Here is a 14,541-nt window from a genome sequence, read left to right as displayed (position 1 = left end):
TCAATCCTTCCCATAGTGAATTTCGTACTCATCTTATCATTGAAAGGGATAACTCACAAAGTTGCTATGGCTCCATATTCACTGATAATTCAGATTTTTTAACGACTGTTTCCATCTCCGTGTCCAAAAACGCCAAATCCCTCGGTCTTCCTCTAATTTCCTTTTTTCATTCACAAAAATAGCCTCATTTATTTTTAAGACAAATAAAAAATCCCATTAACAAACCTCTTGTTAATGGGATTGGATGTTTATTTATATGAACCGAAAATTTCCTTTGCCAATTTTCGCCCAGTAGGAGTCGCAGCCAGGCCGCCTTCTGCCGTTTCACGAAGTGCAACCGGCATGGTCAATCCTATTTTATACATGGCATCGATCACTTCGTCACATGGAATGCGGCTCGTAATGCCCGCAAGTGCCATATCAGCTGCCGTTATTGCGTTGGATGCACCCATTGCGTTACGTTTCACGCAAGGAACTTCAACCAATCCAGCTACTGGGTCACAAACCAATCCAAGCATATTCTTCAAAGTGATCGCCATCGCTTCTGCCGCTTGGCTTGGTGTACCGCCGGCCAGTTCCACTATCGCAGCTGCGGCCATTCCGCTTGCCGAGCCCACTTCTGCTTGGCAGCCACCAGCCGCTCCAGAAATGGAAGCATTGTTTGCAACCACGAATCCGAAGGCAGCGGAAGTGAAAAGAAATTCAATCATCTCTGCCCGGGTCGGGTTTAATTTTTCTTTCACGGCAAATAATGTACCGGGGACAACTCCTGCAGAACCTGCAGTCGGAGTGGCACAGATCATTCCCATTGCTGCATTCACTTCGTTCGTGGCAACAGCTTTACTGACGGCATCCAATAATAAATTACCTGCCAGTGCCTTGCCCGACTTGATATAATTTTGCAAAAGAACGGCATCTCCGCCCGTTAGGCCTGTCACGGATTGCACACCTTTCAGGCCTCTTTCCACCGCTTGTTCCATCACTGTCAAATTCCTGTCCATCTTTTCGATGATCTGTTCTCTCGACAGGCCTGAGAACTCCATTTCTTGTAAAATCATGATTTCCGCGATTTTCACATTTTTACTTTCAGCAAGTTCAACCAACTCTGCTACATTTCGGAACATGTTTTTACCTCCATATCTATGCCAGCACTTTTAATGATGATCATTCAACCATCCTTATGACTTGCGACACTTTTTCCAATCCTTCAATTTCCATCATGACATCGCTCTGGATTTTCTGATCGACTTCAATCACCATGAGGGCCATTTGGCCTTTTTCTTTTCGTGAGACTTCCATATGACCAATGTTAATTTCATGATTCGCCAATACGGTCGAAACGGAAGATATGATTCCAAACACATCGTTATGCACGACTAAAATGGCTGGGTTTTCCCCTGACAATTTGAGCTTGAATGTATTCAGCTCCGTTATTTCTATCGTTCCGCCGCCAATCGAGATCCCGACAAGTTCCAATTCCTTATCCTCGTCGAACAATCTGATCTTGACTGTATTAGGATGATCCATCACAGTATCCTCGATTGTAAAGGAAACGTCCATACCGGCTTCTTCCGCTATCGTTAAAGAGGCAGGGATTCGTTCATCATCCGTATCGAAATCCAAGATCCCGCCTACGACAGCAACATCCGTACCGTGTCCCCTGTATGTTTTTGCAAAAGAACCATATAAAGAAATAATCGCTTTCTTCGGTTGCTTTCCGAATAATGTCCTTGCTACTCTGCCAATTCTGGCAGCTCCTGCTGTATGTGAACTTGAAGGTCCAATCATGACGGGACCGATTATATCGAATGCAGATCTGTATTTCATCGTGTAATGCCCCATTTCTGGCAAAAGATTTATTTTACTGTCTTATTATGCCGCTTTTTGTTCTTCATTCACCCTAATTTGTGAAACGGTCCTGATCTTATAATTCTTAAATACGATCGAACCAAGGAAGCCTACCGTCGCGCCAACAACTGCACATATCCCAGCAGTGATCGTCACTTTTACCGGATCATTGAAACCGTACATAACTGCCAGCCCGGCGATCGGTGTTGCCGTCCCTGTTGCATTATTCACTAAACCAAACATGGCCACGACCACTCCAGCAGCCGCTCCGCCAATGAAATTGGTGGAATACACCGGAATGGGATTGGCGGATATGATATCCGCTTGTGTCAATGGTTCAATCGCAACCGCAATTGTAGTACTTTTGTCTCCAAATTTCAAGCGATCGAACAAAACAAAATTCATGAAAGAGGATCCGAATACAGCAAGGGCCCCGATTGCCATAGGAAGTCCCGTCAATCCAAGCATTGCTGTTAATGCCATCGAGCTTAATGGTGCAGTGGCGACGACCGTGATGACTCCTCCAAGGATAATTCCCATTAAGATTGGATTACTGTTTGCCGTTTCCTTGATGATTCCACCGATATTCAGTAGCGTTGCATTGACCAATGGCGTTAGTTGCTCACCAATAAACCGAACGAGCGGTGCTGCAATGATGATGGTGACAATCAAGTCCAATCCAGCAGGAACTTTTTTCTCGATCACTTTGACTAGAAAAGCAACAAGATAGCCTGCAAAAAATCCAGGCAGCAAGCCTAAACCAGCACATGAAACACCGAGTAAAAGCGCATATACAGGAGAAACGCCCAGTGCTAATGCAACTAGTGAAGCTGCTGCTACACCTCCCATGCCACCTGCTGCATCCCCTACTTCTCCAAGGAATTCAATTTTAAATAAATCCCCTCCGACATACCGTTGAAATGCTTCCACTAGAAAAGCCGCAACCGCTGCATTAGCAAGGGCCCCCATTGCTTTCATCCCTTTTGGAGCTTTAAAACTGAATAATGAAAATAAACCAAGTACCAATAATAATAAGGCCGTTCCTTTTAAAATTTCCATTAAAATCTCTCCTCTTAGTGATTAGTTAGCATTCTTCATGACTTATATGTTAAGCGAACAACTAATTCATTACGGGCTTCCGATTTAAGAACAATCGCCATCGGTCCTTCGTTTCCTTTTCATAGTTGGCTGTGTCAAGTTCTGGTCAATAAGTTAAGGAATCCTTACGAAAATCGAGAAATAGAATAACTCTTATATTATATTAAAATATCTTTATTTATTTCGTTAATGTAAACCCTTTCATTGTATATCCCATATTAACATATATAGCACTGCATACATACTAAAATTTTTATTTTTCAAATTGTGATCAATATTTGATTTTTCAGTATATTAAGATAATTAATTGCATGACTTAGTACAATTAAAATGAAAAAGCAGCCCTGAGGCTGCTTCCAGACTGCAGACAAATTCAAAGAAAGCGAGTTTGCCTACCGTTTTAACTTTTTTGTCGACAAACTAAAAAGCAGCCATCAGGCTGCTTTTCCCTTCGATCTCCGATTTAACTCGCCTTTTTTTCATCTCTGGATTCAGCGGCACCCCAAATTTCGGATGCCCATTCAGGATGGTCGATGAATGGATTGCGGTTATTTTGCCAATCCTGAATGACATCATTGCGATGGCTCTCGAAATCGTCGACTGGATCGAGTTCATTCCATTTCAAGAGTGTCGATAGCTTTCCATGAAGCGGCTTCGGATACGTATTGACTGTATCGGATAATTCAAGATCCAACTCGCCGTTTCCTTCATATCGGACGGCCATGTAAAATAGCATCCGTGCTATATCGCCTTTAACATGGTCTGGCGGCTCCCATGAATCTGAATCAAACTTACATTCACATCCACTATATGTTTGACCCCCCTCGTCGAAATCAAGGTGGCCCCGTTTTCCATTGACTGTCACATCAGCGGGACGGAGGTGATGAAGGTCTGTCCCGGGACCTTTGCTTGTCCCAAAATCACCGTGGGACTTTGCCCAAACATGTTCGCGGTTCCATTGTCCGGCATTGCCCCCATTCGCGTTCTCCGAGATCGATTTTCCAGAGTAAAGCAAGATGACATTCTGTTTGTTCACCGGATCTTCATCCGTTTCTTTAAGGGCATTCCACACTTGATCATAAGATAACATCGTATGGCCCTTAATTATCGAGTGCAGAACCGCTTTCAATTCCGTTCCCGTTTTTCCTGCCGCCGTTTCGTAATAAACTTCAAGCGGCTTATCATTCGATACGGTCAACGTGAAACGGGCAACCGTTTCCGATAGCTGGTCCTCGGCCTTGATTGCGACAAGGTATGTTCCAGCTTCATTTGCAGGAAGCGTTAATGTCTGGCCAGTTACTGTACCGATAGTGGATGAAAAGGTCAGCTTATCCCCATCAGGATCTGAGAAGTGCTCACTCAAATCGATGGTGACCTTTGAACCGGCTTTCACTTCAAGATTTTCCAGTTTTTTCGTTACGACGGGCGCATGGTTTTCTTTAGGGTCGAAAGGGGAAGCAATTGCTTCCCCCTTGGAATCGACAAATTTGATATTCGATGTGTCGACACCTTCTGTTACCGACCATTTCTGAACATTTTCAGCGCCTCTGATTTCTTTTACTTTGGCATTATCAATGATGACTTCCTTCACCGCCATGCCGCTAAAATCAATGATTGCACCATCCTTATCCGGTTTAATAGTCACAGCAGCATTCTTCAGCCCAAGGCCTTTGAGTACAGCATATGAGCCTTTTAACCAGATACCTTCTTCGATGCTGGATGTTTCATCAAGATCGATCAAAGCACTAGGTGAAGCAATCGTAAGTTTTTTCGTTTTAACGTTTGTCAGATTATATGTTTTTTCTGGAGCGGGAGTTTCAACTCCGCCTGATTCAGATAAAGTGGTTGAAATCAATACAGGGTCATGATCGCTAGCCCTTCCGTGAACTTCCATGAAGGATGAATTAATATGGACAATATCGACTTTTGTGGCCGCGGCCATATTATTCGATACCAGGATATGGTCCAGTACTTGTGAATTGCCTTGATAGGTGTAAGAATAACGTTTCTCAAAAGGGACTTTCTCGATCATATTGGTTAAATCCTTGCCCTTCAATGTTTTAAGCGGAGCCGAAAATTCAAAGTCATTAAAGTCTCCAAGCAAGACGATATTCGCTTTGGCATCCTGTGACTTGATATCACTGACAAACCGATTGACGATGGAGGCAATTTGAAGCCTTTGCGTTTCACTTGAAAGAACAGGTGGCTGGTTTTTGCCGAATAACGGCTGGTCACCGCCCTTGGAATTGAAATGATTGGCCACCACCACTACGCTTTCGCCTTTAAATTCGAATTGAGCCGCTAAAGGCTTTCTGCTTGATTTGAAGGCGGGATCGGCAGGCTCGATTCGTCCAGGGTTCAAGGTAAGTTTTCCATCTTTGAAAGCCACGGACTGTGTTGCCGTCCCTTTCGTTCCTTCAGTCAATTTGACACGGTCGGCATTATATAAAAAGCCTACACGGATATTCCCGCCAGGTGCACCGCCATCAAGTTTATCTTCTGGAGCGATATCGATGTATTGATATTGCGGTCCGCCCAGCTCTTTTATTTTGTCGGTTAACTTCTTGGCACTTTGGGCAGAATCCGTTGTCCCGCTATCTGTTGCCCCATCGTTATCCTGCATCTCCGTTACCCCGATGATATCGGGTTGTTTAAGATTGGTAATGATGGATGCTGCGATCGTTTCAACTTTCGAATTTGCGGTTTGAGTGGAGAAATTCTCTATATTATAGGAAGCGATCGATAGCTCATCAGCATCCTTCTCTAAAGATGTCACTTCCCGAGCCGTACCGCCATCCTTTAACGCCGGCAGCTGGGCTTTATCCGTCACTACCCTATAGTTGCTATATCCATAGCTGATCACACCCGTGATCGAGCCTTCAAAGAAATCACCCGTTTTGGCTGTAAATGTTTCATCATTTATATCCAGGGTAATTCTTTCAGGGTTGAAATCCCTTTCCGTTATTTTGACGCCGCCAACTGCAGTCGTCGTTTCCATACTCCCTGGAATCACGACCAATTCACCATAGTCTTGGGGAGCAACCACTTTCGGGTTATATACTTCTACAAGCATTCCTTCCAGACTCTCGTAGAAATCAATACCGTCTTCACCCGGATTAAAATCTGTCAATCTATCATCATCAATGTTCTCAGACGGCTGAATGACATCCTTTCCGATGACGATCGGCTCTGGCATCGATGCAGTGCCAAGCTTTTCAATCGTCGTATTGGTCAATTCAGTTGTCGGCAGATCCGTCGTTTTCATTTCAGCGTATCCTTCGATATACCATTCGGCGACTTTACCTGCCACTTTGACATGATCGCCCGCTTTTAGGCCATGCGCTTTGTTATACACAAGTATTCCCTCGGAAGTCGTTAAATCCTTATCCGGGTTGGGATCTTGCATGTAAAAGTTATTCGCATCTTTTACATAAGTGACGACACCTTCCACACCTGAGACGAGTTGAGTTTCATAAGATGAAAAATGATTCATCCCCTGAATGTCACGAATCTTCACTTCAGTGGTTTTGTTAACGGTATAGGCAAATGTGAAAACTTCCGATGTCTTGTCGTTGACAGCGATTGCCTTGATGACCGTATCTTCCGTTAAAATGATAGGTTCTGTGTACACAGCACTTGAGGACGTTGGTGCGGATCCATCCAGCGTATAATGGATTTTCGCTTCTTCCCAACCAGATTCAAGTGATACCTTTGTATTTTCACTAACCGTACCAGGGAAAATATCCGTGTAAACGGCCGGTTTGTTCACCAGTTCATAATCTTCAATACCACGCGGCTTCAACTGGTACGTGTCATTGAACCTCGATCCGATTCCGGTTACGGAAATGACATCCCCTGTTTTAAAGCTTTTCACGAAATCTTCATAGCTCGAACCGGTCCGGTTATCATGGCGAACGATGACGGATTTCCCTTCAATATCTTCCGCTTTAAATTCGAATGTCCCGTATGTGCCCGATGGGGCCAATTCTGTAATGGTCGCCTTATCGATGGTGACCAGCTCACCTTGTGTATCCTCATTGACCCCTGAGGCATCAATGCTTTGGATTACAGGAAGTTCATTATCAGAAGATACGACTTCAAGGGAAGTTGGTTGGATTTGTAATTCCTTATTATAAGCGGATACTTGTCCGATTAATCTAACCTTATCCCCTTGCTTTACTTCCGCAGGCCACGAAGAACCATAAACATATAGCCCTGCCGTTTCATCTTGGATATAAAAACCTTTTCCTCCCCAATAACCAAGTCCTGTCGTGACCACCCCATCGACCTGCACGACATCTTCCGTATTCGTGCGCGCCTCGGCAATGGAATCCAGAACCTTCACATCAGGCTGTTCAGGGGTTGTTCCCCCATCAGTAATAATTGTGAAATCCGTTGCTGATTTCAGGCCGGGTACTGAAAAGTACTTTTCCAGCTTCCCCGTAATCGTCACCTGCGCTTTAAGTAATTCCGGATGTTCGACCAAATTCAAAGCCGTTCGGATACTTCCGGCTGGAAGCTGAACAGGCATGATTTTCTTAACATCCGTTTCATCCGGACTATCGGCAATGCCTATGTTCGTACTTTCAGTAAAAGGCGATGTTTGTTGATAGCTTGTACCGCTTTTAGCTGTACCGACGATATATCCCTTCACCGTCGCCGTTCCGCTATTATTATTAATCGCTTCCACGACCGATATTGTCCCTTCGGCATTTGCTGCGGCTGCATTTGGCAGAACCGTTGAGAGTACGATCAGTATGGCAAAGAAAAGCTTGCTTATCCCGTTCTTCTTCAAGATCTCAACCCCTCCAACTTTTTTTCATTGGCTCAGCAATCATTTGAAAACCGTTTAAAGAATGGTTTCGCCATTCACCGTGACACCGCTCAGGCTTACGGTCTTACCGTTAAGTCCCGATAAATCCAAATCACCCTCTACTGTAACCTCTGAAAAAGTAAAATCATCCGGAGGAGTTCCCGTTAATGTAAGATTCCCTTTAACCACTGCATGTTCCAATGAAGCAATATCCGTGATATCCACAACTACATTGCCTTCATGTGTTTTTGGCGCATCAGCCGTTCCGCCAAAGTCTTTAGCCAATACCACAGTCGGTTCTGTATGGCTTCCAGCCACATCCTTGATGCGTCCTTCGATGCTTGGATCGACAGTTTTCAGCCCGCTTACATAATCACGTAAATTCTCCCAATCGGCGAGGCCTATATCCGTCACTCTTCCTTCTTCATAAGCCTTCTTGAATACGGTGAATCCATCTCCGCCCTTGGCTGTAAAAGCATTGGTCGCCACGGTATATTCCTTCGTTGCATCCAATTCGGAATATGTTCCATCTTGTCCCAGGACTTCTGCCTTTGTCACACGATTGCCTGCTTCCTTCGAACTGTCGTAGCTGAATTTCATTCCGGAAACATGCAGGAAGCCGCCATTTTCCTTAGGGGCCAGGCTTACACTATGCTCTAATGCTTCATTGATTTCTGCACCCGTGAGCTTCATCGTCGCTAACGTATTCCCAAACGGTAAAACGGTGAGGATTTCCCCTAAAGTGATCTCACCTTGATCGATGCCAGCGCGGATTCCCCCGCCATTTTGAAATGCCATTACCGTATCCTTATTGAATTCCTTCGCTTTACTAAGCATTCCGTCCGTAATTAAATTACCCAGTTCCGTTTCATTTTTACGAACACTCGGTTTCGTTTCATCACCTGAATCACGAGGGGTTTCCAAGGCCTTTACAGCTGTTGCCCCAGTCTTCGTTTCCTTCAGCTCCTTAATCTTCGAGGAGTATGTTTCGAGCACTTTTGCCGCTTCAGCATCATCCTGTTTTTCAGAAAGCTTAATCAGCTGACCGGCTTGTCCGACAATCTTGCCTTTCTTATCGAATTCCACATCGATCGTTCCTAAATAGTCGCTATATTGATACCCTTGAACGATGACTGTGGGATCTTTCGTTTTCCCCTTATCATCCTTATCAATAACAACGGGGGCGTTTAACTGCGTATGGCTATGTCCGCCCACGATCACGTCGATGCCCTTGACCTTGGCAGCTAATGTCAAATCATTGTCATAGGCTGCATTGTCATCGTAACCGATATGGGATACGGCAACGATCTTATTGACACCCATGCCTTTGAATGCCTTGACCGCCTTTTCGGCTTCTTCAAGATAATTTTCGAATTCTATACTTCCTGGACTTGAAATATCTTTCGTTTCTTCAGTCGTAAGCCCGAAGAACCCTACCTTTTGGCCATCCACTTGTTTTACGATGCCATTGTATATTTTCCCTTGCTCTGGCTTACTTGAAATCAAATCCGAGAATAGTCCCTTGAACTTATCATCTTTGGAGAAGTCCACATTGGAACTGACAAACGGGAACTTTGCCCCTTTAATGAAGTCAGCCAAAGCTTGATGCCCTTCGGCGCTTGAACCCAAATCAAACTCATGATTCCCGAATGTCATGACGTCATATTTCATTAAGTTCATGAAGCGAAGATCCGCTTGCCCTTTGAATTCATTAAAATAGAGAGTTCCCGAGAATACATCACCTGCATCAACCAAAAGAGCTTGCGGCTTGCTCTTGCGCACTTCCTTAACAGCCGTCACCCTTTTGGCCACATTGTCCAAGTGGGCATGCGTGTCATTCGTATGCATCAAGGAAAGCGTGATCGCTTTCGCTGGATTTTTCAAAGCTTCTTTAGCGGCAGCTACTTTCTTATCCGCCAATGCTATTTTCGTTTCGAATTCCTTTCGGTCCGACTCCTTGATCCCATTTAAATGGATGTCGGCTCTGGCCTTTTTAGCCGCTTTTATCTGTTCTTTCGTTTTAAGTTCCCCATTTGCAAGAGCTACATAGGCATTGACCTGCTTTGCCACTTCTTTTTTCTTTTCTGCATATACCGCATCATCATACTTACCTTTCACTTCTTTAACATAGGCGTGTATGGCTTTTCCGAGCTTGGATGTTTTGCTGACCTTCTTCAATTGCGAAGAAACGGTCTGCATGCGCTTATCCGCGGTCTTCAAATCACCTTTCTTCACCCAGTAAGCAGCTTTTTCATAGTAGTATGGAACTTTCAGGTCACCGTTCAAAGCTGTTTTGGTCGCTTTAGTGAATTTATCGTATAGGAGCTTTTCGATTTTCGCACCGTAAACCGTATCTTTAATATCCTTATCTGCCTTTTTCACGGCTTTATCCAGTGCCTCGTATTGATTCCTGATATCAATGGATTTCTTGGCAAGTATTGAATTCGTAAGGTTGCCAATCGATTTGCCATGTGCAGCTTTTGCTTTCTCAGCCGCTCTATATCCTTTTACATAACCTTCCGAACGAGTGATGTACTTATCATAAGCTTCGATTTCTTTGTATTTGGCATCTTTTTCTTTTTTGCTTAACATTGATTTTTTAATGGTAGAGTTGATGTCTTTTTTTGCTTGTTTTGCAGACTTGATTTGTTTTTCAACAGTGGACACTGAAGCGAGTTTAGAAGTGTAGAAATAGGTATCGAATGGTTTTTTGATGGCGGCCTTGGCCGTTTTGATTTTACTATTAAGGCTAGTGGCAGCATCCGATGGTGCCGGCGCTACTGCTACGATCGTTGTCGCAGCCATTATGGTAGCTGAAGCAATTTTTACGATTTTCTTTTTCCCCATTATCGTAATCCCCCCATTAGTTCTATACTGGCATAACATTCTGCTAACTTATCCATATAATTGACACACTTTTCCAAAAAATGAATTCCGACAAATTTACTTACCCATACACAAATCCACCCTACTTTTTTCCTCTAAAGATTCGTGTATCTCCTATATTACAACAAAATAATCCAATTTTAAAACAAATTTACAATACTACACCGAATATTAACAGAATATTTTCATTATAGTCACCCTAAAATACCTAGTAACAGATAGATGATATATCAATAAAACGATTCATTAGTAAAATAGCATCAGTTTCAGCCGGTATCACCCTTGGTCTTTATACCTAAATTAATCAAAAGAGAAAGTTAACTCTCTCTCAGAAACTGCAGTTTTTTTAATAAACTTCCAGCTGATTTCAGAAATCCGCTCCCTTTCCGCCGACTGGCTGCCAAGCCTCCTCGACGCAAGCGTCTGTGGGGTCTCGGCTAGCCAGTTTTTCGGCAGGAGTGTCGCAAATTTCTTCCATCCAACAAGAGTTCATTAAAACAATAAAAAACCATATAGAACTAGTTTACCTGCAGTTTTTTTAAAAAAGACGTTCCAGCTTGATTTCTGAAATCCGCTCCTTTTCCGCCGACTGGCTGCCAAGCCTCCTCGACTCAGGCGTCTCCGGGGTCTCGGCTAGCCAGTATTTCGGCAGGAGTGTCGCAAATTTCTTCCATCCAATGAGGATTATAGTAAAAAAAACATTAAGGATATTCTAGTCTTCTTTTAAATTCATGGTTTGGGGCGAGAGCAATTCAAAACTGCTTTTGCCGGAAAATTGGCGGAACCGCCAGACTGTAGACGAATTGGAGAAGAAGAGCCAGTTTTCCTAAAATATTTCTAAAAAGAGAAGTTTCCAGTTGATTGGAACGTAAGGTGCGAGACTCCTGCGGGAAAAGCGTGGCCAATGGAGACCCCGCAGGCGAGCGCCGAGGAGGCTCCCGGACCGCCCGCGGAAAGCGAGTGCCTGGAGTGTAAATCATTACACATACCCCCTTTCGGAAATCCGCTCCCTTTCCGCCGACTTTCTGCCAATCCATATCAAAGCAAGCGTCTCCGGGGTCTTGGTTAGCCAGTTATTCGGCAGGAGTGTATTTCTTCCATCAATGTGAGTTATAGGAAATTGGCGTATTGCGAGAATCAAGAGACGCCTTGCTGCGGGATGGACGAATCCTCCAAGGGTTTCTTACAGAGGATAAGTAGGTACATTTCTATATTAGTAGGGGAAGGTTAAATATAGTTTATAGACATTGTGAAATATTGTACTTCAAGTAATTGGGCTTGAAGAAGACTAAATAAAAAAAGCCGATTCTGTAAGAAAACCAGAAAATCGGCTTGAAGCAGTATCCCAACAGGCAGACCATACAACAGTCAATCCATAGGGGATATTCACTTTGCTAAGATATATTAACAGAACTACATTACTCCATTTTTTAAGTTGGATAATATAAGATCATGCTTAATCGAGTTATTGTATCCCCTGAATTATGGTAGGCATGCGGTCTGTCAGCCTTGAACCTGATAGAATCACCATTCCTGACCGTATATTCTTCGTTATTTACACGTACTGTCACTTCCCCTTCAAAAACAGTTATGTACTCTTCGGTTCCTTCCCTATGTGGATCGGAACTTAGGAATCCACCTTTTTCTATCTCGACTGAATATACTTCAAAGCGCTTCTCATCCTCAAAGGGAAAGTGGGGATAAACTCGATATTTGCCGTTATCTTCAGATAATGATTGAATTTCACTTTTTAAAACAATTTTTGTATCCGGCTGAGGACTATTTATCAATGAAGAAAATGAAATCTTTAATCCATTGGCTATTTTCCAAATCGTTGTAATCGTAGGGCTCGATCCTCCCCTTTCTATTTGTCCGATCATCGTTTTGCTTACTCCAGTCAATTCTGCAACCTTTTCAAGACTTAATTTCTTACTTTCCCTGATGGCTTTTAAATTGTTAGCAATAATAAAATTTATTTCTTCCATAAAAATGCTCCTTATTTACAATATAACGTCGGCATTGTACAATAAAAAGGAAATCGTTATAATGTCAATTTTGGTCATTATAGCATACAAAGGGGAGTCAACCATGCCATTACTATCTTTTTTGCTATTTGTTTTTGTTACAAGTTTCACTCCGGGTCCAAATAACATCATGGCCATGTTATTTGCGAACAAGTACGGGTTAAAAAAGACGATTAAATTTTGTTTTGGAGTAGGTGCCGGTTTTTTTGTAATCATGTTATTGTGCAGTTATTTTAATGTTTTGCTTGAAAATTTCATACCAAAGATTGAATTTATCATGACGATCCTTGGTGCAATTTACATGCTGTATCTGGCCATAAAAATCATTTCCAGTTCAACTAAAGCGAAGGACGATAATGATGACAAGAACAATAGTTTTATAGCAGGCATGCTTTTACAATTCATAAATCCAAAAGGAATCTTATATGGCATCACGGCAATATCGACCTTCATCCTACCTTATCACTCTTCAAATTTCAGCTTACTATTCTTTTCATTATTTCTTGCTTTCGTTGGTTTTATGAGTACGTTCTGCTGGAGTATGTTCGGTTCTGTTTTTCAAACGTTTTTATCAAAGTATAGAAGTCAGTTTAATGTAATCATGGCTTTGTTATTAGTGTATAGTGCCATTTCGATTCTTGTACACTAAAAAGGGTAAAGGGCGCAAGTTTCCTGCGGGGAAAACGCGTCCAAGGTTTACACCCCCTCAATAAAATTCCAGCTGATTTCAGAAATCCGCTCCCTTTCCGCCGACTGGCTGCCAAGCCTCCTCGACGCAAGCGTCTGTGGGGTCTCGGCTAGCCAGTTTTTCGGCAGGAGTGTCGCAAATTTCTTCCATCAAACGAGGGTTATAGTAAAAAAACATTATGGATATTCCAGTCTTGTTTTAAAATCATGGTTTGGGATGAAACCATTCCGAACCTCCTTTATTATCTAGATGGTTAAGTTCCCTTTGAATATTGTGACGGCATGGCCGGAAAGTTTAACTGTGTTTTCCGTTACTTCAACTTTCAACAGTCCGCCTCTTTCCGATGCCTGATAAGCTATAAAAATACTTTTGTCCAGCCTGCTTTTCCAATAGGGGCCCAGACAGCAATGGGCCGAGCCGGTTACTTGATCTTCGTCAAGGCCTTGCGCAGGGGAAAAGAAACGTGAAACGAAATCATATTCACTGTTATCGGATTGACTCGTCACGATGACGCCCCGAACCGGCAATTGGGCAATGGAGTCTATATCCGGCTTTAAATTCCTTACGATTTCCTCTGATTGAACTTCGACTAGAAAATCCCATTTGTTTTGCCCAACATACGCAGGCACAACACCTAAAGCCTTTATCAGTAAATCAGGGGCAGCGGTCTCCTTCTCCCTTAATGACGGAAATTCCAGCTGAACCATTCCTTCAACGAATTTTGCAGTGAGAAGCCCGCTTTTCGTCTGATAGGCAATCGGCTGATTCCTTGGCACGTATCCTTTATCCCATAAAAAGAAAGAGCTTGCCAGCGTCCCATGTCCACAAATCGGGATTTCAATGAAAGGTGTGAACCATCGCAGCTTCCATTCACCATTATGAGGTTGAATAAAAGCGGTAACAGGCATATTAAACTCTTTAGCTATGCTCTGCATCCACTCGCTGTCACTTTCCCCGGTAAGAAGGCAGACTGCAGCAGGGTTTCCATTAAAAGGTTGATCAGTAAACGTATTTATGATGGTTAGTTCCATAAAATGTGCCTCCGGTAAGTGATATTCTAGTCTCCTAATTCCACAATGAGGAGCCCTTTTCCTTTTTTGAATGACCACTCCCTTGGTTTTTTAAAGAGTTCTCATTAAAATGAAAAGGACACCATATGGCGTCCTCGATTAAGTCCCTTTATC

General features: G+C 43.1%; 8 protein-coding genes. 1 reads left to right on the top strand and 7 read right to left on the bottom strand.

Features of this window, described 5'->3' with window-relative positions:
• Window positions 1–248: 248 nt before the first annotated feature.
• From sdaAA to ACFX4H_RS14635, 6 genes are all read right to left on the bottom strand, one after another.
• The gene (sdaAA, locus tag ACFX4H_RS14660; RefSeq protein ID WP_053536547.1) at window positions 249–1,124 is read right to left on the bottom strand and encodes an L-serine ammonia-lyase, iron-sulfur-dependent, subunit alpha; all 876 of its coding nucleotides are present in this window, start codon (window positions 1,122–1,124) and stop codon (window positions 249–251) included.
• 40 nt (window positions 1,125–1,164) lie between these two features.
• Window positions 1,165–1,827 (bottom strand): L-serine ammonia-lyase, iron-sulfur-dependent subunit beta, encoded by a 663-nt coding sequence (gene sdaAB / locus ACFX4H_RS14655; RefSeq protein ID WP_377435706.1) that lies wholly within the window; start codon window positions 1,825–1,827, stop codon window positions 1,165–1,167.
• Between the two features lie 45 nt (window positions 1,828–1,872).
• Window positions 1,873–2,907 carry a PTS sugar transporter subunit IIC gene (locus ACFX4H_RS14650; RefSeq protein WP_241637427.1) on the bottom strand — a complete coding sequence of 345 codons (1,035 nt, stop codon included), beginning with the start codon at window positions 2,905–2,907 and terminating at the stop codon, window positions 1,873–1,875.
• A 502-nt stretch (window positions 2,908–3,409) separates the two neighbouring features.
• Window positions 3,410–7,741 (bottom strand): endonuclease, encoded by a 4,332-nt coding sequence (locus ACFX4H_RS14645; RefSeq protein ID WP_377435705.1) that lies wholly within the window; start codon window positions 7,739–7,741, stop codon window positions 3,410–3,412.
• A gap of 54 nt (window positions 7,742–7,795) precedes the next feature.
• Complete coding sequence (locus ACFX4H_RS14640; protein WP_377435704.1) at window positions 7,796–10,606, bottom strand: bifunctional metallophosphatase/5'-nucleotidase; 2,811 nt, start codon at window positions 10,604–10,606, stop codon at window positions 7,796–7,798.
• 1,469 nt (window positions 10,607–12,075) lie between these two features.
• Window positions 12,076–12,630, bottom strand: a complete 555-nt coding sequence (locus tag ACFX4H_RS14635; RefSeq protein ID WP_095679261.1) for a helix-turn-helix domain-containing protein — start codon at window positions 12,628–12,630, stop codon at window positions 12,076–12,078.
• A gap of 103 nt (window positions 12,631–12,733) precedes the next feature.
• Here ACFX4H_RS14635 and ACFX4H_RS14630 point away from each other — a divergent pair, with 103 nt between their 5' ends.
• Entirely contained in the window at window positions 12,734–13,318 is a 585-nt protein-coding gene (locus ACFX4H_RS14630) for a LysE family transporter (RefSeq protein ID WP_377435703.1), read from the top strand.
• A 284-nt stretch (window positions 13,319–13,602) separates the two neighbouring features.
• On the opposite strand, the gene ACFX4H_RS14625 is transcribed toward ACFX4H_RS14630, so the two are convergent.
• Window positions 13,603–14,388, bottom strand: coding sequence for a PhzF family phenazine biosynthesis protein (locus tag ACFX4H_RS14625; RefSeq protein ID WP_377435702.1), 786 nt, complete (start codon window positions 14,386–14,388; stop codon window positions 13,603–13,605).
• Window positions 14,389–14,541 lie beyond the last annotated feature (153 nt).

Source organism: Peribacillus sp. YIM B13477 (assembly GCF_042787955.1).
Lineage (GTDB): Bacteria > Bacillota > Bacilli > Bacillales > DSM-1321 > Peribacillus > Peribacillus frigoritolerans.
The sequence above is the reverse complement of the archived record's forward strand: the minus strand, read 5'-3'. Positions and strand labels throughout refer to the sequence as shown.

Bases quoted from the DNA above. Each gene is read 5' to 3' on its own strand.
- sdaAA (WP_053536547.1), bottom strand. From the start codon at position 1,124: ATGTTCCGAAATGTAGCAGAGTTGGTTGAACTTGCTGAAAGTAAAAAT.
- sdaAB (WP_377435706.1), bottom strand. From the start codon at position 1,827: ATGAAATACAGATCTGCATTCGATATAATCGGTCCCGTCATGATTGGA.
- ACFX4H_RS14650 (WP_241637427.1), bottom strand. From the start codon at position 2,907: ATGGAAATTTTAAAAGGAACGGCCTTATTATTATTGGTACTTGGTTTA.
- ACFX4H_RS14640 (WP_377435704.1), bottom strand. From the start codon at position 10,606: ATGGGGAAAAAGAAAATCGTAAAAATTGCTTCAGCTACCATAATGGCT.
- ACFX4H_RS14635 (WP_095679261.1), bottom strand. From the start codon at position 12,630: ATGGAAGAAATAAATTTTATTATTGCTAACAATTTAAAAGCCATCAGG.
- ACFX4H_RS14630 (WP_377435703.1), top strand. From the start codon at position 12,734: ATGCCATTACTATCTTTTTTGCTATTTGTTTTTGTTACAAGTTTCACT.
- ACFX4H_RS14625 (WP_377435702.1), bottom strand. From the start codon at position 14,388: ATGGAACTAACCATCATAAATACGTTTACTGATCAACCTTTTAATGGA.